Source organism: Gottfriedia sp. NPDC057991 (assembly GCF_042886615.1).
GTDB lineage: Bacteria > Bacillota > Bacilli > Bacillales > Bacillaceae_G > Gottfriedia.
In genome coordinates this window covers 1,346,349-1,367,920 of sequence record NZ_JBHVQN010000001.1, presented here as the reverse complement: position 1 = coordinate 1,367,920, position 21,572 = coordinate 1,346,349, and the positions used below count along the sequence as shown (strand labels likewise).

20 protein-coding genes are annotated in these 21,572 nt (G+C 31.3%); 3 read left to right on the top strand and 17 right to left on the bottom strand.

Annotated features, from left to right (window positions below):
- Nucleotides 1-9 precede the first annotated feature (9 nt).
- Nucleotides 10-300, bottom strand: a complete 291-nt coding sequence (locus ACFVR2_RS06905; protein WP_335415844.1) for an SAV0927 family protein — start codon at nt 298-300, stop codon at nt 10-12.
- 317 nt (nt 301-617) lie between these two features.
- Nucleotides 618-1,178 (bottom strand): GNAT family N-acetyltransferase, encoded by a 561-nt coding sequence (locus ACFVR2_RS06900; RefSeq protein ID WP_387360099.1) that lies wholly within the window; start codon nt 1,176-1,178, stop codon nt 618-620.
- Nucleotides 1,179-1,347: 169 nt separating this feature from the next.
- On the opposite strand from ACFVR2_RS06900, the gene ACFVR2_RS06895 reads away from it, so the two are divergent.
- Nucleotides 1,348-2,145: a formate/nitrite transporter family protein gene (locus ACFVR2_RS06895; protein ID WP_387360097.1), complete on the top strand. Its 798-nt coding sequence runs from the start codon at nt 1,348-1,350 to the stop codon at nt 2,143-2,145.
- Nucleotides 2,146-2,264: 119 nt separating this feature from the next.
- On the opposite strand, the gene ACFVR2_RS06890 is transcribed toward ACFVR2_RS06895, so the two are convergent.
- The 10 genes from ACFVR2_RS06890 to azlC all read right to left on the bottom strand — a co-directional run bounded on the left by ACFVR2_RS06890 (nt 2,265) and on the right by azlC (nt 15,604).
- Entirely contained in the window at nt 2,265-3,287 is a 1,023-nt protein-coding gene (locus ACFVR2_RS06890) for an NADH:flavin oxidoreductase/NADH oxidase (RefSeq protein WP_387360095.1), read from the bottom strand.
- 184 nt (nt 3,288-3,471) lie between these two features.
- A complete protein-coding gene (locus ACFVR2_RS06885) occupies nt 3,472-5,106 on the bottom strand; it encodes a hypothetical protein (protein ID WP_387360093.1) in 1,635 nt (544 codons plus the stop codon).
- A gap of 2 nt (nt 5,107-5,108) precedes the next feature.
- Complete coding sequence (locus tag ACFVR2_RS06880; protein WP_387360091.1) at nt 5,109-5,906, bottom strand: ABC transporter ATP-binding protein; 798 nt, start codon at nt 5,904-5,906, stop codon at nt 5,109-5,111.
- A gap of 269 nt (nt 5,907-6,175) precedes the next feature.
- Nucleotides 6,176-8,293, bottom strand: coding sequence for a HelD family protein (locus tag ACFVR2_RS06875; protein WP_387360089.1), 2,118 nt, complete (start codon nt 8,291-8,293; stop codon nt 6,176-6,178).
- A gap of 390 nt (nt 8,294-8,683) precedes the next feature.
- A complete protein-coding gene (locus ACFVR2_RS06870; protein WP_387360087.1) occupies nt 8,684-9,802 on the bottom strand; it encodes a Ger(x)C family spore germination protein in 1,119 nt (372 codons plus the stop codon).
- The gene (locus tag ACFVR2_RS06865; RefSeq protein WP_387360085.1) at nt 9,799-10,896 is read right to left on the bottom strand and encodes a GerAB/ArcD/ProY family transporter; all 1,098 of its coding nucleotides are present in this window, start codon (nt 10,894-10,896) and stop codon (nt 9,799-9,801) included. The genes ACFVR2_RS06870 and ACFVR2_RS06865 overlap by 4 nt, the downstream gene beginning before the upstream one ends.
- A 42-nt stretch (nt 10,897-10,938) precedes the next feature.
- The gene (locus ACFVR2_RS06860) at nt 10,939-12,378 is read right to left on the bottom strand and encodes a spore germination protein (RefSeq protein ID WP_387360083.1); all 1,440 of its coding nucleotides are present in this window, start codon (nt 12,376-12,378) and stop codon (nt 10,939-10,941) included.
- Between the two features lie 401 nt (nt 12,379-12,779).
- Nucleotides 12,780-14,537: an adenine deaminase C-terminal domain-containing protein gene (locus ACFVR2_RS06855; RefSeq protein ID WP_387360081.1), complete on the bottom strand. Its 1,758-nt coding sequence runs from the start codon at nt 14,535-14,537 to the stop codon at nt 12,780-12,782.
- Between the two features lie 18 nt (nt 14,538-14,555).
- Nucleotides 14,556-14,888, bottom strand: coding sequence for a branched-chain amino acid transporter permease (locus ACFVR2_RS06850; RefSeq protein WP_387360079.1), 333 nt, complete (start codon nt 14,886-14,888; stop codon nt 14,556-14,558).
- The gene (azlC, locus tag ACFVR2_RS06845; protein ID WP_387360077.1) at nt 14,885-15,604 is read right to left on the bottom strand and encodes an azaleucine resistance protein AzlC; all 720 of its coding nucleotides are present in this window, start codon (nt 15,602-15,604) and stop codon (nt 14,885-14,887) included. The genes ACFVR2_RS06850 and azlC overlap by 4 nt, the downstream gene beginning before the upstream one ends.
- 226 nt (nt 15,605-15,830) lie before the next feature.
- On the opposite strand from azlC, the gene ACFVR2_RS06840 reads away from it, so the two are divergent.
- Nucleotides 15,831-17,228, top strand: a complete 1,398-nt coding sequence (locus ACFVR2_RS06840; protein ID WP_387360075.1) for an aminotransferase-like domain-containing protein — start codon at nt 15,831-15,833, stop codon at nt 17,226-17,228.
- An 84-nt stretch (nt 17,229-17,312) separates the two neighbouring features.
- On the opposite strand, the gene ACFVR2_RS06835 is transcribed toward ACFVR2_RS06840, so the two are convergent.
- The 3 genes from ACFVR2_RS06835 to ACFVR2_RS06825 all read right to left on the bottom strand — a co-directional run bounded on the left by ACFVR2_RS06835 (nt 17,313) and on the right by ACFVR2_RS06825 (nt 18,833).
- Nucleotides 17,313-17,789, bottom strand: a complete 477-nt coding sequence (locus ACFVR2_RS06835) for a GNAT family N-acetyltransferase (RefSeq protein ID WP_387360073.1) — start codon at nt 17,787-17,789, stop codon at nt 17,313-17,315.
- A 261-nt stretch (nt 17,790-18,050) separates the two neighbouring features.
- On the bottom strand, nt 18,051-18,230 hold the full coding sequence (locus tag ACFVR2_RS06830; protein ID WP_387360071.1) for a hypothetical protein: 180 nt from the start codon (nt 18,228-18,230) through the stop codon (nt 18,051-18,053).
- A gap of 363 nt (nt 18,231-18,593) precedes the next feature.
- Entirely contained in the window at nt 18,594-18,833 is a 240-nt protein-coding gene (locus ACFVR2_RS06825) for an ATP-binding protein (protein ID WP_387360472.1), read from the bottom strand.
- On the opposite strand from ACFVR2_RS06825, the gene ACFVR2_RS06820 reads away from it, so the two are divergent.
- The gene (locus tag ACFVR2_RS06820) at nt 18,834-19,187 is read left to right on the top strand and encodes an IS3 family transposase (protein ID WP_387360469.1); all 354 of its coding nucleotides are present in this window, start codon (nt 18,834-18,836) and stop codon (nt 19,185-19,187) included. It abuts the gene before it with no gap.
- A gap of 115 nt (nt 19,188-19,302) precedes the next feature.
- Here ACFVR2_RS06820 and ACFVR2_RS06815 read toward each other — a convergent pair whose 3' ends face one another.
- Both ACFVR2_RS06815 and ACFVR2_RS06810 read right to left on the bottom strand, forming a co-directional pair.
- Nucleotides 19,303-20,523 (bottom strand): sugar efflux transporter, encoded by a 1,221-nt coding sequence (locus tag ACFVR2_RS06815; RefSeq protein ID WP_387360069.1) that lies wholly within the window; start codon nt 20,521-20,523, stop codon nt 19,303-19,305.
- Nucleotides 20,524-20,664: 141 nt separating this feature from the next.
- Nucleotides 20,665-21,534, bottom strand: coding sequence for a Cof-type HAD-IIB family hydrolase (locus tag ACFVR2_RS06810; protein WP_387360067.1), 870 nt, complete (start codon nt 21,532-21,534; stop codon nt 20,665-20,667).
- Nucleotides 21,535-21,572: the final 38 nt, after the last annotated feature.

Here is a 21,572-nt window from a genome sequence, read left to right as displayed (position 1 = left end):
TCTCGCTTTTTAATATTGATCACTAAAAATTTTTTGATCCAAGATGGAATGAAAAAACGATTCAATTTCTTTAATGTCTTCAGCTGCAATTCCAAGTTTTTGGTCCCAGTGTTCTGGATGGTCGATATCTTCTCTGCAAAGTAATACCATTCTTCCACTTTGAATAGAGACAACCATTGCTTTCCCTAGAAATTTTCCCGAAAAGATAACAGCAAAGTCGTAGCGATGGCTACCTGCAGCGATACAGTAATAATGAATGTTTTGGTTTTCTTTCTCTTCCGATATAATGTAGAAATTCATCCCTACCACTCCTTTTTTTTCACCATAGTTTTTACTTTGAGCATCTTACAATTAAATCGATATACTGCATCGATCATTTAAAAGATAAGAGAATATAAAACTCCCTTTCTTATTAATTAGATAAAATTTGCCAATTTTCCTTCATTTTATTGTTAAAATTTTATGACAAAGTAAAAATCATGTCGTAAATGCTTCTAAATTATTTTCAAACCAGTGTAAAATTGAACTATTTTATAGATATTCAAATTATTTTTCAATAAAAAAAGATAAACAGTAAACTGTCTATCTTAAATTAAACAAAATATTAATTTAACAAATTAACTTTGTGCAACCTTCTCTGCAAATTCTTCCTCTAAAATTGCCAAACAAACATGATCATACCACTGATCTCTAATTTTTAAGTTTTTTCGATAGTATCCTTCCTTCACAAATCCAACTTTTTCAAGGACGCGTAAAGACCCTAAATTTTCAGGATTAACTTCTGAAGTCACTCGGTGGAATTTCAAATCTTCAAATGCAATTTTTAGAGCAATTTTCAAAGCTTTCGTCATATATCCATGACCATTAAATTTTTCTCCAATATGGTAACCAACCATACAACTTTGTTTAGGACCTCGTGTAACAAAAATGAACTGTACTTCTCCTATTAAAGTTAAATTAAGGTCTTCTTTAACAAAGATCGCAAAATCATATCTACTATCTTCTGCACTTTTTTCCATAAACTCTTTTATACTATTCATTTGTCCTTCAACAGTGTAAAAGTCCTCTTTCCTTAACGTCGGAGACCATTTTTCAAAATGTTCTTTATTTTCTACATGTAATTGTAACTTAGCCTCTGCATCCTCAAGTGTATATGGGCGTACTATAATTTCTTTCAAAAAAACCCCTCCAATAAACTTTTCTATATCTACTATTAGTTTTCCATCCACTCTTTTTATCAAGGGAAGATTTAATTATGAAAATTTTTAATAATTAAATTTTATCATAAAAATTTACAAAAATGTTATTTCTTAAACATTAATGGGCAAATTAAAAAGGGGTGATGCCATGGAAACTAAACCGCTTTTAGAAGTTGAAAAATTGGCTTTAAAGAAATTAAAAATATTTGAACAAAGCCATCTCCGCTACGTATTAAGAAGTATGCTTGCAAGTATGTTTATTGGATTCGGTGTTATGGTAGCTTTCAAGACAGGAAACGGCTTTTTCTTAGTTAATTCTCCTGTTGCTTACCCTATTGCCGCATTAACATTTGGTGCAGCTATTGTGTTGATTTGGTATGGCGGTGGTGATCTCTTTACTGGAAATACTTTTTATTATACATATGCTGCATTAAGAGGGCGAATGGAGTGGCCAAAGGTTTTTGAGCTACTAATCTACAGTTATATAGGAAATGTTTTGGGGGCTTGTCTTTTTGCTTTTATCATTTATACTACTGGACTTTTTGACGCTCCTGACTCAAGTGCATTTCTATTATCAGTTGTCGAACATAAAATAGATAATTCTATTTTTCATTTATTCGCAAGGGGCATCTTGTGTAATTGGCTCGTTTGTCTTGCCTTTTTCATACCAATGTCTTTTGGTGAAACTGAAAATCTAACAAAAATTACTGCGATGATGTTATTTGTGTTTTGTTTCTTTATGTCCGGTTATGAGCATAGTATTGCCAATATGTGCTCCTTTGCAATAGCACTTGTAATTGATCATCCTTCCACTATTTCTATTTCAGGTATTATTCGAAATCTTATTCCCGTTACAATTGGGAATCTTATTGGCGGAGAATTTATGATGGCAGTTATGTATTATTTTGCTAACAAACCATTTTTTGATGAAGTAAATTCAAAATAAGGTCTTGTAATGATCTAAATTTTGTACTTTGTCTACACGACTAAAAACTAACTAAATTTTTATATCTTCATTAAATCAAAAAGTACGCTGGTCAATAAGCGTACTTTTAATATTTTTTCTTAATATGCTCTCTCATATGGTTTTGGAGTCAAAGGCTTCCCATCAAGAAGGATTGAAGCTTCATTCGCCCAATAAGGATTACTTAACATCCCACGACCAACAGCGATTAAATCTGCTTCTTCATTGCCAAGTACAGATTCTGCAAGATTTGCATCATCTAATTTCCCAACCGCAATTACCGGGATTTCTACTTCTTTTTTAATCTGTTCAGCCAATTTGACTTGATATCCAGGATGAGATCCAGGTCTACCTCCTGAACCGATTGGACCTTCACCACCAGATGAGATGTGGAATAGATCGACACCTGCATCACGGAATGCTTTAGCCATTTCTACAGAATAATCTAGACCGTAGCCTCCATCCACGTATTCTAACGCAGAAATTCGCATAATAAGTGGCATGTCAGCTGGCATTACACTTTTAGCTGCTTTAATGACTTCTTTTCCAAATAAAAATTTATCTTGACCATATTCATCTGTCCTTTGATTCGTATAAGCAGATGCAAATTGATGAATGAGATATCCATGTGCTCCGTGAAGCTCAATCGTATCAACTCCTGCAAGAACCGCTCGCTCTACACCTTTTTTGAACTTTTCAACCATTTCTTTCACTTCTAGAGTTGTTAACTCATGTGGAGTTTTTGATTTCTCGTTAAAAGGTTTTGGTGAAGAGGATACTGGATTTGGAGCATCTTCGGCTTTACGTCCTGCATGAGCAATTTGAATCGCAACTTTTGCACCATATTTATGACATTCATCGATAATGTGCTTAAATGCCGGTATATGATCATCACTCCAAATTCCTAGACAATAATCTGAAATGCGGCCTCGATCTTCAACATTTGTCATTTCGATAATGATTAAACCCGTACCTCCGATAGCACGGCTAGTATAGTGAACGAAATGCCAATCTGTTGGAATCCCATCTTTTAAATGGACTGAATATTGACACATAGGTGGCATTACAACACGATTTTTTAATTCTAATCCTTTATATTTGAATGGTTTGAATAAATTAGACATAGTCAACGTCCTCTCACAAACTTTTTATTTAAACTACAATCCCATATTATCCCAATCAATTAAAAAGTTCTATTTAATTGCTCAAGTCATTCCTTTATCTTACCCAAGAAATAAAATATAAAAAGTAGAAAGCATTGCGCCCTCTACTTTTTTAGTATTAAATAATATTCTCTAATTCTTCGTTTCAAAAATTCCAAATCGTTTTATAAGCATGTTTCCATGAAAAGAACGTCACAATAATTAACAATACTAAGTAAATCATTACACCAAATGGAATAAAAGTGATCCCCCAGTGAATTAAGGCCAATATCCCCCCTAATACTAAGGCAATTATTATTTTGATTCCAGAATTTTGTTGAGCATCCTCAAACGACTCTGAAAATGGCAGTGTTCCTTTAAGATAATTTGAGCAAATAACCGTATATAAAATTGAGCTTACAAAAACAACTAATATATCTGGAATTATTTTAATACCAAAGATTCCGATAAAAATTATACTTAAAATAAAATAGACAGGAAAATATAGATTTGCGATAAATACTTTTAAAGTTGCACTATATAATGGTGCGAGATTTGATACTGGCGCTGTTTTATAGATCCAAGCACCCTTATATTTCCCGGAATATTTTAGCATGGCGATTGCATTCGGAATGATTAAGCAAGACATATAAATCGTTAAATAACTCTTGCTTATTACTAAATGATGATAAGAATAAATTTGTAGTTGATTAAATAAGAAAACGAATGGGAGAACGATTGATAATCCTAATGATGGATAAACCTTTAGTCGAAATTCTCTCTCATTTCGCATCATATTATCTGCGAATTTAAAAAATACCTTTTCTTCATTATTACTGCAAAATACTCTAGACAGCCAATTCTTCCACTTACTGTCTTTTTTTCTATTAATGCCACTATTATTTGATAATTTTTGAAGATTTTTCTCAAAGGATGGGATCAATAAACTATAGAACATGATCGCAATAATAGGGATTATTACTGCTAAAATAGAAAATCCAATAAGATATGTACTTGTGTTACGATTTAAAATTAATTCAAATGGCGCCCCAAACCAAATAGGGGGAATAAGAAAATGATACCAAGTTGGCGAAAATGACATATCTAGATTTACAAAGCTAAAAGCTCTACCGACAAGTTGATACCCTACAGCAATTGAAATTGAAAGTCCGATTTGGACGTAATTAATAATATCTTTTAACTTTTCACCATCAAAAAATCTTAAAATGAAATAATAGATAATCGACGTTAAGACAACTATAAATAAATTGACGAGAAGAAGCTCTACAATCGCCAAAATTAAGAATAATAAACCGTGTCTAAATGTCCCAACTATTACTGGCAAAGCTGTAATTGAAGTAGTTATTAATAAAAGATAGATTGATATGTGTACCATTTTTGCAGCAGTAATCGTCTTTTTTCCAATTGGTTTTGTATGAAGAATCCCTTTGTCCTTCACATCAAGTAAGACATTTGAAAAATCCGAGATCATTGATGTCATGATGAGGAACATAATAATGCCAAAAAAAGCGCTCATTTCATATACATAACTTTTTCCAAAAAGCACTAAAGGAATGAGCATCAAACTAAGTAAAGCATACACTCCTAATGATTTTATGATTCCATTTTCTTCGTCTTTCTTTGTTTTCTTGTTGTTTTGATTAAAAATGGTCGGTGTCCTACGACTATCCATTGTTAATTTTACTGCTAAAATTTTACGCATGATTGGATATTCAACACCAAACAACTCAAATAGTGGTCGAAAAAAGTCTAAGATTTTTAACATAGGGAAATCCTTCATAATTATTCCCCCTTAACAATGGATACGAATTCTTCAGCTAAAGCTTGATGTTCATTAAACCCTGTAAGCTGATTAAAAATCTGTTCCAATGATCCTTCTTCATTTTGCTCCTTTAATTCTTTAAAACTTCCATCCGCTACGATTTTACCATCATTGATCAAAATAATTCGATTACTTATTTTCTCTACTACATCCATAATATGTGATGAATAAAATATCGTTTTTCCATTAGCAGCTAGAATGTCTAGGATTTCTTTAAATACCATTACACTATTTGCATCAAGCCCACTAAGTGGTTCATCTAAAAACAATAGGTCAGGATTATGTATTAAACTTGAAATGATTAGGACTTTTTGCCTCATTCCCTTTGAAAAAGAAGCAATTCGCGATAAATAAACTTCCTCCAAACCAAATACCTTCATTAACTTCGAGGCCTTCTCATCGGCTTCGTCAAAATCCATCCCGTATAACTCGCCAACGAATGTTAAATACTCTCTAGCTGTAAGATTATCGTATAGTTCAGCAATTTCAGGAACATAACCAATTTTCTTCTTGTATTCAACATTTTGTTCTGAAATTTCTTCTCCAAAAATTTCAACATTCCCAGAGTAATTCCCTTCTAGTCCTAATAAAATTTTAATAGTCGTACTTTTTCCTGCTCCATTTGGTCCAATATAACCAATTATTTGTCCACGATGAACAGTTAAATCAATTCCTTTTAATACCGATTTTACTCCATAATCTTTTTTTAGATCCTTTAAGCATAATACGACTTCTTGTTTTGTATCGATGATGGTCACCTACTTTTTATTTAATACTTCAATATTAATAGGCTACTAATCTTGTTGAAAAGAGTAAGATTTACCATATTTTAGGTGATTTTTTACAATAATAGAAGAATTATATGTCTGTTTTAAGGAAATTGAAAATGATTCAAAAGTTTTAGAAAGTTCATTTGAATCAATATAAAAAAGCATCGATTTGTAAAATCAATGCCCTTTTAATATTTATTAAATAATTGAAAATGCTTTTTATTTTTAGCACTTAGCTAAAATAATGAATATTGTAATTAAACAGTCTGAATTGGTGATTTTTCAATTAGTGGAGATTTGTTTCCAGAATATAATACAGTCAAATTATGAAGTGCTCGAGTACATCCAACATAAAGTAACTTAGCGTCTTGTTTCTTTTCTTCATAATGCACATCATCTACATCGACAAGTAGTACAGCATCAAATTCAAGTCCTTTAGAAAGATAAACCGGTACAACCGAAATTCCACCTTCGTATTTTCTCTGTTTTGAATGAATAAAGGATACTTCTTCTCCAGCTGCGGATAATTCACTATGTAAAATTGCACACTCATCCTCAGTACGGCCAATAATTGCAATTGTATCCATTTTATCCTTTTTTAATTGTTGGATAGAATTAATTATGACTTGAATCCGATTTGTATGATCTACTTCTTGTATTTTAACTTTTTCTCCACTTCGAAATACTGGATTTGCTAAACTAACAGGTATATTTGCTTTTTTTATAATCTCATTTGCAAAATGAATGATTTCCATTGTGGAACGATAGCTTCTATTTAACTCGTAATAGGTTACTTCTTTTTCATTAAATACCTCTAAAAATTCATCCCAATTATTAATCCCTTGATACTCGTGAATGGCTTGGGATAAATCTCCGAGAATGGTGAACGAATTTCCAATTGTCATTTGCTTTAATAATGCAATTTGAAAAGGTGAAAAATCCTGCGCTTCGTCTACGATTACATGATGAAACTTTTGATTTGACTCAATTCCAAAAAGTCGATTGTGTATATAGACTAGCGGAGCTAAATCCTCCTGATCCATTTCTTTCTTTTTACAATTTAAAGCTGTAGATTTAATAATATCTGCTGGTATTTCGTGCTCAATAGATGCATCCTTCGTTGTAGTGAATAGAGATTTATAGAAAGTAAGTGCAGTGTGCTTAGGCCATTGTTTCATATATGAATTTAAATATTGAGTTGCTTTTTTCTTTTTTTCTTTTCTTATGCTAGTCTCTTCAATAACCTTTAGCTCATTATCAATCCATTTCTTAAGCCTTGCAACAATGCGCTCTCTCCGTTTAGCAAGTGGATAATGTTTATACTCAAAACTAAACCAATGTTTAAGTGTTTCTTTATCAATCATTCTATTTTTCCAAGGTTTGAAATCATTTTCAGGAACAGCTGAGGATTCATATATATCCATACATCGATCAATATATGACATAAAATAAGTTGAGCCTTTCCATTTACCTGGACTATTTTGATTAATTTCAAGGCGGTTCGCACCAGTTGCGAACCATTTGTTTAGGTTTTCTGATGAATCCTTTTGTTTTACTTCATAGTCGAGAGTATTTAATGCCCAATCAGTAAATGTTGTTTGTTGAATGCCACCTACTCCTAACTCAGGAAGAACGTTTGAAATATAATCTAGAAACATATTATTAGGTGCAAAAATAATCATTTTATCTGCCCTTAATGTTTCACGGTATTGGTAGATCAGAAATGCAAGTCGATGAAGAGCAACAGTGGTTTTTCCGCTTCCTGCTACTCCTTGAATGACTAAAGGTGTATTTTTGGATGAACGAATAATATCATTTTGTTCAGATTGAATAGTAGATACAATATCCTTTAAGCGATTATCTTTATTTTCACTTAATCGATATAGAAGAAAATCATCAGTAGTTGATACATCTTGATCGCCTTTTACATATGTATCTACAACGCGTTGGAGATTTTTTTTGCGGATTACTATATTTCGTTTTAAATAGATTATACCTTCGATAATTCCTTCAGGAGATTCGTAATAAGCAAGGTCGTCTCCTCCAGTAAACGAATAAAACATGCTTGCAATTGGAGCACGCCAATCAATTATCAATGGATTTTCTGTAGCTTGTTCTGATATTCCTACTTTTCCTATGTAAACTGGTACCGAGTCTTTATACTCCTCTTGAAAATCCATTCGACCAAAATAAGGTTCGTTTTTAGCTAAGCGAAGATTTCTTCGATTCGTTTCTCGTATTCCTTCAAGTACTTGTTCTGTTACATCACTTCCAGTGTAAACTGGAATCCCTTCAAGTTTCGTTAGCTGCCGTTCCATTTCGGATAAGATAGTGTTTAAATACTGAAGTTCTTCTTTAAATTGTTGTGTAGACATTTTTCTACCCCCTTTTTGTATGTAAATAGCCGAATTTTCAGACGGAAAGATATTGTATCAAGAAGTTTATTAAAAAGTAAAGAGATTTTAAAAAATAAAATATGTAAAGTTTAGCATTTGATTTTACTTCCAAAAATTAATTATTAGCTGGACAAAATTCTTAGAGGTCCTGTATGGAAGCAAAGTAAAATAAAAAAGATGAACCTGTAGAATACAGAAATCATCTTCTATCTGAGACTAAACGTAATCTTAAGTTCTTCTCTAAATGGCCCATTCTACAATTGAGACTTTTATTTGTAAATTGCCTAAAATCCTGTTTTACTTAAATTCTTCACCTAGAATGTCTTCATCAATCTTTTATTTATTTATTTATTATACAAATGTAATGGCTTACATTGTTATTCCTTTATCAATCAAAATAATTTTAACCTTAACATTAATTTTTGATTGTTGAAATGCACCAACCCAATTATCTTCTACTTTTTTCCACTCTGAGTATTTAAATGATCTTGCAAAAAGACCGAAGCCAATCGGATCCAACTTGTCATTTTGAAGGGATTTAACAAAAATATTTAGTTCTTTTTGTAATTCTTTTTCTATTTCTTTTTTTAACTTCCCTTGCGAATTGTCATTTAATTTTATTGGAGATTCAGTTATTGCTACCGGTAATTTAAGATTTATATTAAATTCATATTTACCATCTTTATATTTCTTTTTTACATTCCTTTTTATATCCATAATATAAAAACTGATTTTTTCTTTAGATATGGTATTTTCATTTTTTGTGTGTTGTTTAGCTTTTAACCACATAGATAATTGACCTTCTGTATTAGCTCGTAAAATTTTTAATAATAATGTTTCCTTTAATGATAGAGTCCTTTTATATTGGTTTTGATTGTTTAATAATGTAGTTCCACTGATTTCCAAAACATTATCTTTTAAAGTTAATTCAGGTGCAAAAGGTGTCATACCTTTTTCCGTTTTCATACTGTAATAATTTCGCAATGATGTTCGCACCGAGACATTTCTAAAATTAGCTGTTTTTATTAATTGAGGAATGAATATTGATAATCTTGGCTTATTTTTCGGACTAAATTCAATTACATCTGAAACAGGACCATTAACAAATACGATATCAGCATTAAGACGCATTTTTGGATCACGGTAAAATAAATCTAAAATAGAATACCAGTCTTTATATTCAATTACTTTTCTACTGATTAATACAGTTTGTACTTTTCCACCTGCTGTAATTCCTGTTGCTCTTGAATCTATAAAATCACTAGCTTCTTTTATTGACAAACTTTTTACTTTAAATTGTTCATTTTTTTCTTTCACTTCTTTACTAAAAACAGGGCTTGCCATATAAATATTAACTTCACCTTGCTCATCTATATCGATCCCATATAAAAGTGCCATTGTAATGTCTTCAATATTAATTTTATCTTTACAACCTGTTAATCCAGTTAATAACATAACAATTAATAAACATTGAGCAATCTTTTTCACTTTATCGTCACCCTATACTTATCTTTCTTTACTATTCCACCTAACCATAACAATAGAGGTAAACCTAAAATAACAAAAAGACCAATGTAAAATAAAATTTTCAATTGTATATGAATTAAGTTAAAAGATGGAATGAAAACATAAGAACAAATGAAGATTATGCTAAAAAAAGTTATAACAAAAAGTGGAAGTCTTTTTATTTTATATAACTCAAAAAATCCGTCCAATCCTGCCCAAAAATATGTAACCCATGTTTTTGAAATTACCATACATAGTAATGATAATAGAATCACATCCATTCGCTCTAAAAATTGTAATTCGATAATACTTAACATATCAATAACAGGTGAAAAAACAGATAATATTTCATAAGGTCCATAATTCACAAAACAAATAATAGTTACAAATAAATATGTAAACGTACTCATCAAATTAGCAATAATTACGGCATTAACTGCTTTTTCCTTTTTATCTAAATATGGATAGATAACGAATATTATTTCGAGTCCTAAAAATGACATTGTCGTTGTAGGAATAGATTTTAAAATAGGCATCCAGCCTTCTTTAATAATAGGAAATAGATTTTTAAAGTTCGGCTCTTTTAGTGTTAAAAATAACATAAGTAAGAAAAAAATAACTATCGGAAAGATCGTTTCAACATATTTCGCAATTAAATGAATACCACCTGTGATTAATTGGTATGTCGGGATCAGAAATAAGAACAATATAACATATGCACCAGTATGTTGAAGTAAATATCCTTGAACAAATAATACAGATAACATTAATACTAAATAACCAGCATATAAAAAATAGATTGACAGTAATAATAAACATGCTTTCCCAATAATTTTACCTAAATAAATAGTCAGTAAAGAAGAAAAATTTTCGTGTGGAACTTTTTGGCTTAATTTTATATAAAAAATACTAAGTATTGTAGAGATTAAACCTCCTACTAAGATTGAAATCCAACCGCTAGTACCTGATTTTTCAGCTAAATCATGAGGTAGAGCTACCATTCCAATTCCTATTTGTACTCCAAAAATTGTAAGAACAAATTGGTAGTATGAAATGTTCAATTTGGTGACATTCATTTGCTAATCACATCCAATATTCTCTTATCCTTTTTTATGGCTTTATTTTGTTTTTTTCCAAAGATAGTTTAATGGCATTCGTATAAATGTATCCTTTAATTGATTAAAAATAATTGGTGATAGTGGTGAAGAATACGAGGAATTGAAGCTCTTTAATGATAATCCGTGTACGATTAAGATCATCGTGCTTATAACAAGTCCGAATATACCAAAGAATGATGCCATCACCATTATAGGAAATCTTAAAATACGTAAACTTGATGCCATTTCATATTTTGGGATGATAAAAGATGAAATAGCAGTCAATGCAACTACAATAACCATAATATTACTTACAATTCCTGCTTGAACTGCAGCTTGACCAATTACAATCCCTCCTACAACTCCTACAGTTGTACTAATTGGTGCAGGTAATCTAATAGCAGCTTCTCTCAGCATTTCTAATGTAATTTCCATAATAATTGCTTCAAATAGAGGATCAAAAGGGACCTGCGCACGTGATTCACCAATTGAAAAAAGTAATTTTAATGGTACAACTTCAAAGTTGAACGAAACGATCGCAATATAAATTCCAGGTAAATAGAGTGTAATAAAGAATGCTACAATTCTAAGTAGACGATTAAAGGAGGCTACTAAAGTTCTAGACGAATAATCATCAATACTTGTAAAAAAAGATAGAAACTCCGAAGGTAAAATAATTACTTCAGATGAACGATCTAAAATTAGAACAACTTTTCCTTTTAAGATAGCTGAAGCCGCTTCATCTGGTCTTTCAGTCGTTAATATTTGTGGGAATGGTGAGAATTGATTTCTCTCCATTAATTGAGCCAATTGATTTGCATTTAGTACTGAATCTACTTTTATTTCTGAAATTCTATTTTCTACAGATAAAAGGAGTTTCTCGTCAACTACACCATCTAAATAAGCAATTGACACTATGCTTCTATTATCTTTACCAATTTCTGTTTGCTTTGTTCGAAAATCTCGATTTTGAATAAATCTACGGAGTAATGCAATGTTATCTTTATATGTTTCAACAAAAGAAATTCTTGAACCTTTCAGCGAATTATCGATATTTGGTGGCAAGAATGTCCTATGAGGTGGATTCTCTGTAGAATAAATAAAAGCAGTTGAGACGCCGTCTAAAAATAAAATACTCTTACCATCTAAAATAGATTTTTCAATTTTAGTAATTCGAATAGTACTTTCCGTATTATTATTAAGGAATAGTTCGATATCTTCTTTTTGTGAAGTAATGTTTTGCACAAATGAATCTATTTTCCGTTCATCAATTAGTCCAGTTAGATAAATTAAAAGAGCAGGCTTTTTATCAATAATTAGAATTTTTTTTACAAGGTCAGAAGTTGGAAATATTGATTCTATGATTTCTAAGTTTTCATTAATATTTCCTTCAGGATTAATAGTAAAAGTATGGATATTATATTTCTTATTATTTTCTTTTCTTCCATTTGAATATTCCACTTTTCAAATCCCTTCACTAAATGCTAAGAATTCCCTTACCGAGTCTACTTAATAAAATATCTCAATTAGTATGTGCTTATTTTTTCCATTTATAATTACGACCATAAAAAATAAATAGCAATAAAAAGAGATAAATATTTAATTATTTAAGCCAGTTAGTTTTATTAAACTATTCACTAATATATCCGAAGAGTTCAATAGTTTGGCGCATTGGAAATTAGTATTAGACAATTAACCTCAACAAAAAGGCATGAATCAGATAAATGATCGGATTCATGCCTTTGATGCAGCAAAATATTTATGATTTATTTTTTAGGTTAAGAACTAACAATTTGTTTCCAATTTTTATATTCTTAAATTTTGATATGTATAAGACAATTATCTTTGTGAGAATTTTTGACTTATTTCATTTTGTATGGAGTTTCCCTTTTTGTTGGAGAAACTAGAATTTCTTTATTTTTCACATCATATAATCCACTCGGAGTTAATCGAATAAATGGTAAATGGGTTGCAGAAAAGAATAATAGCGTAAAAGCAGGATCATCGTATTTATATCCTTTTTCTTTTAACAATTCGATCATTTTTTTCTCAATTTGAATTAAACTGTCCATTTCTAATTCAGACATGCTACCTTTTAAAGCTAAAGCTATTTCGTGAACAACTTTGTTCTCTTCTACGAGTACCATTCCACCACCTATTTCTTTCATTCTTTCAAAAGCTTTCAACATATCTGATTTTCTTTTGCCTAAAATTAAAATATCTCCAGTACCAGAATAAGAACTTGCAAATCCACCCATATGCCTAGCAAATCCTTTCACTAGCGAGTTTAATCTCCAAGAACCATCTCTTCCAACCATTAAAAGAAAACATTCATCATGTTCGTATGATAATTCATCACTTTCTACATCAATCGTACTTTCATATGGTTTTGTAATAACATTATTTATCAAGTTTATACCATATGAGTTTGAAAGACTCAGATCCTCTTTTTGTAAAGTCCACTTTAAATCTAGTTTAGAGAATTGATATTTCTCCCAATCGATCGGCAAATATCGATTGTTAGGGTTCCCTTCTTTCTTGATCCATTGACCTTTTGCTAAAACACTTCGAGGTGTTGGGTTTTCTTTACTTTCTAGAAGATTAATATTCGCGATTCTTCCTGTGGCGATTGAACCATGTAAATGTTCCAAATTATAATAACAAGCTACATTATAACTTGCCATATTATATGCATCAATTAATGGTATATCGTGACGGATTGCTATTTTTATTAATTCATCCGTCATTCCTTTTTCATAAAAATAAGGATGTGAACCGTCAGTCGTAAAGAAAAAACGATCAAATTTTTGAATGCCGAGCTCTTTAATTTCCTTTAAAAGCACTTCTAAATCAGGTCGTATCGAAGAATGTCTTAATGAAACCATATAGCCCTGCATTAACCGCGAAATTACTTCTTTTCCTGTCATTGCTTCATGATCGCAATCTGCACCTAGTAACATTAATTTAGCTAAAGTGCGTTCTGAAGCTCCAGGAAAATGCCCTTCGACTTTCTTATTTAATTTTTTAGTTTCCTGTATCCAGGTAAGCATCTGATCGTCACCATTTAGGAGCTTTGGCCACGCAGTTAGTTCTCCACCTTGTAAAACTAATTCATTTTCGAGCCAAGACAAAACATCTTTCGAATTAAATAGCTCATCATTATTCGGTAATTCAGTTTGTGCGTCGAAACGGCACCACCAATACATGCTTGATGGTATATTTTTAAAATCATTCAATAAGTCAAAAGCAGCATGACTAGGCAATTCTAGGAAAAATTTTAAATTATCGTTTATTAATGTTGTTGTACCGAATTGTCCAGCATGTTTTGCTAATGTTAGAGGATTATAGAGTTGATAGGGATGAGCATGAGGTTCAATATATCCTGGTACTAAATATTGCCCTTCACACTCTACCACTTCAACTTCATTTAAATTTTCCGGAAGATTTTCTCCAACATAAACAATCCGATCTTGATAAACCCATATATTCGCATGTAACCATTGGTTCAAATATGAATTTAAATACGTTGCATTTTTTAAGACGATATGCGGATTAATTACTCCATCAAGAACATTTACTTGGTTTCTAATTTGCTCATTACTCCATCTATAATTTTTCATTATTTCACCTCGATTTTATTAAAAAACTAATTGCACAAGAATCATATAAACAATCGTACCACCTGCTATCGAAAGAAGCATCATTCTCTTCCATAAATGGAGAATCGCAACAACAAATACTGAAATAAACTCTGGAATACCGTGTGTACCAGAAAGTATATTTACATTTTTAAAACAATAGATGACCAATAGTCCAATTACTGCAGACGGTAGAACTTTACCTAGATACTGCACATACTTCGGTGTAGCTTTCCCCGGTGGAAAAATGATAAATGGAAGAAATCTTGTAAGCATTGTACCTAAAACAACCATTGATACTGTGATTATTTGCTGTGTTACATTCATCGTCATACTGATACCTCGACTTTCTTAGATGGTTTAGATGGTTTTCTAAGCACGCTAAGTGTAATAAGAATTGAAAGCATCGCAGGAATAATGAAGTTATTTCCACCAAAAATAATAAGACAAATGGTTGAAAGACCAACCCCTGTTATTGCACTTATGTGTTTTGTCTCCTTTTTCCACTGCTCAATGAATATAACAACAAAAAGGGCAGTCATTACGAATTCAAGCCCTTTAGTATTGAATTTTACAAGTGATCCAAAAATCCCTCCTATTGCTGCGCCAATTACCCAATACAAATGATTAAGGAATGTAACAAAAAACATAAACCAATTCTTATCCACGTTATCTGGTATATCAGCGCTATAATTTATCGAAAAAGTCTCATCACATAGTCCGAAAATTAAGTAGATTTTTTTCTTACCAGTTCCTTTATATTTATCTAACATTGAGATTCCGTAAAACAAATGACGCGCGTTCACCATTAAAGTTAGTAATAGTGCGTTAAGTGGATTAAAGCTGATCAGTAATAAGTTTGCTGCAATAAATTCCATGGATCCTGCAAAAATTGTTAGCCCCATCAGGATCGGATAAATGGCACTAAATCCTAATGAATTCATAAAAATCCCATATGCGATACCTAAAAATAAAAATCCTGCAAAAATGGGAATAGTGTGTGGAAAAGCAGAGCGAAATGCCATCCAAAGTTTGTTTCCTTTTTTCATACTTTCACATCCTGTATCGTTAAATTTATTATAATTTAACATACAGAATCCATACAAAAAATGAAATAATTGTATGGATTACAATTTTCTAAAAATTAAATCAAGTACAACTTTAAGAGTGTTTACCAACTATCTGCTCAATTATGAATAAATTTGTATTTTTAGATTTCCATACAAAAATGATATAATTGTATGGAATTAAAGATTAGAGGTGAACTATGCTAGCATGCCAGTAAATTCATTTGATAATTATCCGATGTCTTGGAAACCCGATAAAAAGACTCTAAAACGTCCTTTTTATAATTCCATTGCGCTACAACTTGAACTAGATATTACTAATGGTTTTTTAGCACCCGGTACAAAGTTACCACCGCAGCGAGAATTAGCCGATTTTCTTGACTTAAATTTTACGACAATCACTAGGGCCTACAAAATATGTGAAATAAAAGGTTTAATCTATGCGATTACTGGAAGTGGAACTTTTGTTGCTCCAAATGCAGCTCATTCAATCACCATTTCAACAGATAAAACAGCAAATAGTATTGATCTTGGCTTTGTGGCTTCCTTTGAACAAACGAATAGTATTGTGACTGAAGCAATCCAGAAAGTAGTCAGTAAAAGTTATTTAGATCAATTATTAAATTACAATGATCCAACCGGAATCCCACATCACAAGGCAGCTGCACTAAACTGGATGGAAGCTTTCGGTATTAAAGCTGCTCAAGATAATTTAGCGATTGTATCTGGTACTCAAAACGCTTTGGTCATAGCTTTAGCTAGTTTATTTGAGCCAGGTAACCGTATTGCAACAGACTTTTACACCTTTTCGAATTTTATAGAGTTAGCAAAAACGCTTCACATTCAATTAATCCCTATTCATTCCGACCAATTTGGCATGTTGCCAGACGAACTTGAAAAGCAATGTAGCCAATTAAATATACATGGCATATTCCTAATGCCTTCGTGTAGTAACCCAACCACTATTATGATATCTGACTTTCGAAAAATTGAATTAGCTTCCGTAATAAGGAAGCATCGTTTAATTTTAATCGAAGATGATATACATGCATTTATAACTGCGGGAGTAATTTCTGATTACAAACAACCTATGTATAACCTACTTCCAGAACAAAGCGTATATATTTGTGGCACATCAAAGTCCATCTGTTCTGGATTGAGAGTTGCTTACATCGTTTTTGGGGATACATTACGTGAAAAAATTCTAAAAGCTATTTTTAATCTTAACGTAAAAACATCATCTCTTGATGTTGAAGTAATTACTGAATTGATATTATCAGGAAAAGCGCATGAAATCGTTCAACAAAAGAAACAATTAGCTGAAACTGTAAACAAAATTTATACATCCTATTTCCCTGCAAATAAGTTTGGTCATCCGCTTAGTTTTTACCGTTGGCTTTCTATTCATGGACATAGTAATGGGGTAAACTTAGAAGCGGATTTGAAAAAACTAGGTGTACGTGTGTTTCATTCTGATCGTTTTCTAAGTGGACAATCTTCTTCTGAAAAATTTTTACGTATTGCACTTTCTTCTACTCATTCACTAAATGATTTAGATTCTGGATTGAATGTTCTAGCTCAATATCTCGACAAACAGATAAAATAATTGCGATACAACAAATGTATTTGAAAAAAGGAGCTGAATGATGATCAGCTCCTTTCAGACTATTAATTTATTCTTTTAAATTTATTAAAAACGAGAAGAACTAACCTTTAAGTTATAATCAGTAATCTCAAATCCAAGTTGTTGATAGAGATTCAATGCACCTTGATTATGACCAAAAACGTGTAGGCATACGTCATCTACTCCTAATTCATTAATTTCTTTTATACACATTCTCATCGATTCTTTACCGAATCCCTGACCTCTATATTCTGGATAAATTAGAATTTCATATAAATAAGCATAATTTGGCTCTTGTTTTATGTTAATAGAATACCAGATATAACCAATCTTTTCTTCATTTAAAACGATGTTTTTCAAATAGTTATTTTCAGTATTTATACCTTCTGGCAATAAAGATTGAAAAGCTGCCTTAGATTGTTCTAAAGCTGTTTCTTCTTTCCAACTTCCATTTTTCACTTTATCATTCGCAAAATTCACGGTTGCTATTTCTAGGAACCTCTGAAAATCTTGATTATTCATCAGTGTTAAATTTAAAGTCAAATTAGATCATCCTTTTCATTAATTTTTAAGCTTAAAGTCCCATTTAAATATTCAATTTTATATTCGAAATATCCTTTTATAATAGATAAACTTTGACTGAAAATAGAAAAAAGATGAAAAATAGTTGGGTCTACTCGATATAGATTTAGATAGATTTATTTTGAACAAAATAAAAAGACCCTATATTAGGGACTTTTTATTTAAAATATATATAGAAATCCCCGCTCAAACTATACAGTTTCTAAATAAAGATATTCTTTTTCATTCATAAATAAGAAACTGCTCGATTTCTTTTTCAGTTAGATCTTCGGGTTCCTTATCCTTTTCTTCACAATATTTTAACTTTGCTCTACCATTTAATGCAGGTTCTTTCTTAGCACTTGGGTCCACATAAACTCCATCGGGAAATCCTTTTTCAAACTTACTAACCTTTTTAAGCATAGCATCAATTCGCTTTCTAATTTCATATTAAAATTAGATCATAGAATATGAACTTAGAATGTGAATAAATAGCGACAAAGATTACCTCTAAGACGCTTAAAGTCTGTATTTTTTAAAAGCAATTTTAATTTTTGTTCATATGAATTTCCACTTACTTAATGACCAAATCCAGATTCTTCAATCTAAAAACTGATTTGTTCGTAAAGTTAGAAAAGAATATACCAGCTAGAATATATTCCTACGAAACTTAATGAAATACAATTCAATTTCACTATTATGATATTAAATCCACCTTCATATGGGACTTAACCTCTAATCTAATATATATTGTACCTTAATCTTTACCTAAATTTCACTCTACCTCTAAAACCATTCACATTTCATATATAATCGATTCTCTTTATACTCTGCAGTAATATTTCCATTCATTTTTCCCATTAAACTTTTAGCAATCGGTAAACCAAGGCCAGTACCTTTTCCTGTTCGAGTTTGATCTGCTTTATAAAAACGATCAAACATACGGTGTAAATCAGATTCATTAAACTCGTTAACTGAATTACTAATTGATAATTGAATAGATTTACATAATTTTTCGAGGCGAATATTTATATAGTTTTAAATACAGTAAAAGCCGCCACTAAAAATACAGATGTAAATGGAATCCTTCTTCATAGTGATCAGGGACATCAATATACCTCTCGTGCTTACAACACTTTTTTAAGAAGTAAAAATACCCAACCAAATATATCTAGGAAAGGTAACTGTTTGGATAATGCTTGTATTGAAAACTTCTTTGGACACTTAAAATCTGAACTAATGTATTTAAATAACTTTATAACTAAAAAAGAAGTAATTCAAGCTGTAAACGAATATATGTATTTTTATAATAACGAAAGGTTTCAAGCTAAATTAGAAAACCGCAGTCCGATTGAATATCGAACTACGGTCTGTGCTTAGCTTTTTTTGAGCTCTTTTGAAACTACGGTCTACTTGACAGGGGTATGTTCAAGTAATAGCTCGTTTTTGCAAGCAGTTAATAAACAATTTTTTATTTATTTTGTGAACTCATCAACTACACAGACTGACTATGATTTGTCGATATTTCCATTTCCACATTGTTTTTTGATTTCCATAATATAAAGAGTGAACAAATTACAAACAATATACAAAGTAAATAAACATTTCGAAACCCTGCTAATTGTGCAAACAGACCTCCGCCTAAATTTCCTACTAAACTTCCGATCGTCGAGCAATTCGCATAAATTGACGCAGAAAAGCCGGGTGAATCAGGTAGTAGGTCGTTAAAATAGCTTATCCCATTACCCATAACGATCGCGATGTATGTTGCCTGTAGTAACTGTGCAACGATTAACTCCCATGTATGGGTTGATATGCTTAAGATTAAATAATAGAGCAAACCAATAAAGCAACCGTAAATCATCAATGCATGATTCGAGATTTTTTTAGAAAGTACTCCCAACACAAGCATGATTGGAATTTCCAAGCCTGCACATATACTTACGACTAATCCAACGTCAGTATTAGTACCATGTAACTCATTGACGATAAAAAGAGGTGTGTTGATCCAATTAATCGTACTAACTGCAAATAATAAGATAAAAGCAATGACTGGTAGTCTAAGCTGTTTTCGTTTATCTGATGTGACTTTTGTCTTACTTTTCTTATTTATATTGTTCTGAACTGGCTTTCTCTTTTCTAAAAAGAAGAATACTAGAATTGTAATCATTACATAAATGCTAGATGTTCCCCAAAAAAGTCCATGATAACCTTTTGCTCTTAAAATTAAAGTACCTATTAAAGGTCCAATTAAAAATCCTAAAGAAACAAGCGAACGTAAAGTTGATAAGGCTAAAGTCTTATCCTTAGATAAACTTGCATTTGCTGATTCCTGTGCGGATGCAAAAATTTGTGGCATGGCCGCGGCACCTAATCCATTAAATAAAGCAACGAACACTAATAATAAAAAGTAGTTATGAAATATTAAATAAGATGCATAACCTATTGCCGATGAAATCATCGCAATCATAATAATCCATTTTCTGTCAATCCCGCGATCAGAACGTTCAGCAATAAATGTATTAACTAAAACACCACTTAATGAAATCACTGCCATGAAGATACCAAATGCTCCAGAACTCATCCCTATATATATTGTACTATACAGTGATAAATAAGGAGTTGTAATTGAAAGTCCGATTCCTACAAATAATAAACATATGACAAATAAACTATACCCTTTAATGGCAAATAGATCTTTTATCCTTCTAACCAATATTCACTCCCCCTTACCATTCTATATTTTAATTGATTAGATAAAATAGACAAATAAAAACACCCTTGGATAAATTAAGATGACCACTAATTTAACCAAGGAAAACGTTGCTTATTTAGATGTATTAAGATTTCTTTACTATTATAGTACATTCGACTTATTAAAAATATATTTTTCGAATGCATATGCAACACCATTTTCATCATTACTTAATGTGACAAGATCACATGAGAGCTTTACTTCTTCTTCAGCATTCCCCATGGCTATTGATAATCCGGCTATATTAAACATCGGTAGATCATTTTTTTCATCTCCAATAGCTACTGTATTTTCTAATGGTAAATGAAAGTAGGATGCCATTGCTTTTAACCCATACCCTTTATTTCCATTCATATGTGTAATCTCGAGATTAAAAGGAGAAGAACTAGTAACAAAAGTCTCATCTATGAATCTTAGTTTTTTTTCAAGTCGCTCCATTTGTTTTGGATCAAGGGTTAAAATAAGAAACTTTTGAATCGTATAATCCTCATTATCAATTATTTCTTGAACTTTGTTAAAAAACGAATGCCCATATACATTTGGAGATGTAGTAAACATTTTGAAGTGTCTGTTTCCAAAGTATTCTTTAGGAACTCGCCCAGATGAAACAACCTGTTCAAATCGTTTATCCCAATTACTTGGGGCAAATATTCCCTTATTTGTAGAAATATTGTACGGTAAGTCTTCGTTCTCAACTTCTAAGGCGATTTTTTGTATTTGAGGTAGCCCTATTGAATTTAGTTCAATTAATTTTCCGTTCACATATAATGCCGTACCGTTATGGCCTCCAACTGGACAATTTAAACCATACTTTAAAAGTTCATCATATACTGAACTTGGTGAACGCCCGGATAAAATCATAACGATATGCCCTGCTGCCTGAGCTTTTTTAATCGAGTATAACGTTTCTTCACTTATTATCTTATTTGAGTTGAGTGTAGTACCATCCAAATCTAAAGCAATTAGTTTCATACGAATCTCTCCCTTTATGGGTTTTAAATTTTGATAAT

Bases quoted from the DNA above. Each gene is read 5' to 3' on its own strand.
- ACFVR2_RS06895 (WP_387360097.1), top strand. From the start codon at position 1,348: ATGGAAACTAAACCGCTTTTAGAAGTTGAAAAATTGGCTTTAAAGAAA.
- ACFVR2_RS06885 (WP_387360093.1), bottom strand. From the start codon at position 5,106: ATGAAGGATTTCCCTATGTTAAAAATCTTAGACTTTTTTCGACCACTA.
- ACFVR2_RS06865 (WP_387360085.1), bottom strand. From the start codon at position 10,896: ATGAATGTCACCAAATTGAACATTTCATACTACCAATTTGTTCTTACA.
- ACFVR2_RS06890 (WP_387360095.1), bottom strand. From the start codon at position 3,287: ATGTCTAATTTATTCAAACCATTCAAATATAAAGGATTAGAATTAAAA.
- ACFVR2_RS06840 (WP_387360075.1), top strand. From the start codon at position 15,831: ATGCCAGTAAATTCATTTGATAATTATCCGATGTCTTGGAAACCCGAT.
- ACFVR2_RS06850 (WP_387360079.1), bottom strand. From the start codon at position 14,888: ATGACGATGAATGTAACACAGCAAATAATCACAGTATCAATGGTTGTT.
- ACFVR2_RS06810 (WP_387360067.1), bottom strand. From the start codon at position 21,534: ATGAAACTAATTGCTTTAGATTTGGATGGTACTACACTCAACTCAAAT.
- azlC (WP_387360077.1), bottom strand. From the start codon at position 15,604: ATGAAAAAAGGAAACAAACTTTGGATGGCATTTCGCTCTGCTTTTCCA.
- ACFVR2_RS06905 (WP_335415844.1), bottom strand. From the start codon at position 300: ATGAATTTCTACATTATATCGGAAGAGAAAGAAAACCAAAACATTCAT.
- ACFVR2_RS06875 (WP_387360089.1), bottom strand. From the start codon at position 8,293: ATGTCTACACAACAATTTAAAGAAGAACTTCAGTATTTAAACACTATC.
- ACFVR2_RS06855 (WP_387360081.1), bottom strand. From the start codon at position 14,537: ATGAAAAATTATAGATGGAGTAATGAGCAAATTAGAAACCAAGTAAAT.
- ACFVR2_RS06830 (WP_387360071.1), bottom strand. From the start codon at position 18,230: ATGCTTAAAAAGGTTAGTAAGTTTGAAAAAGGATTTCCCGATGGAGTT.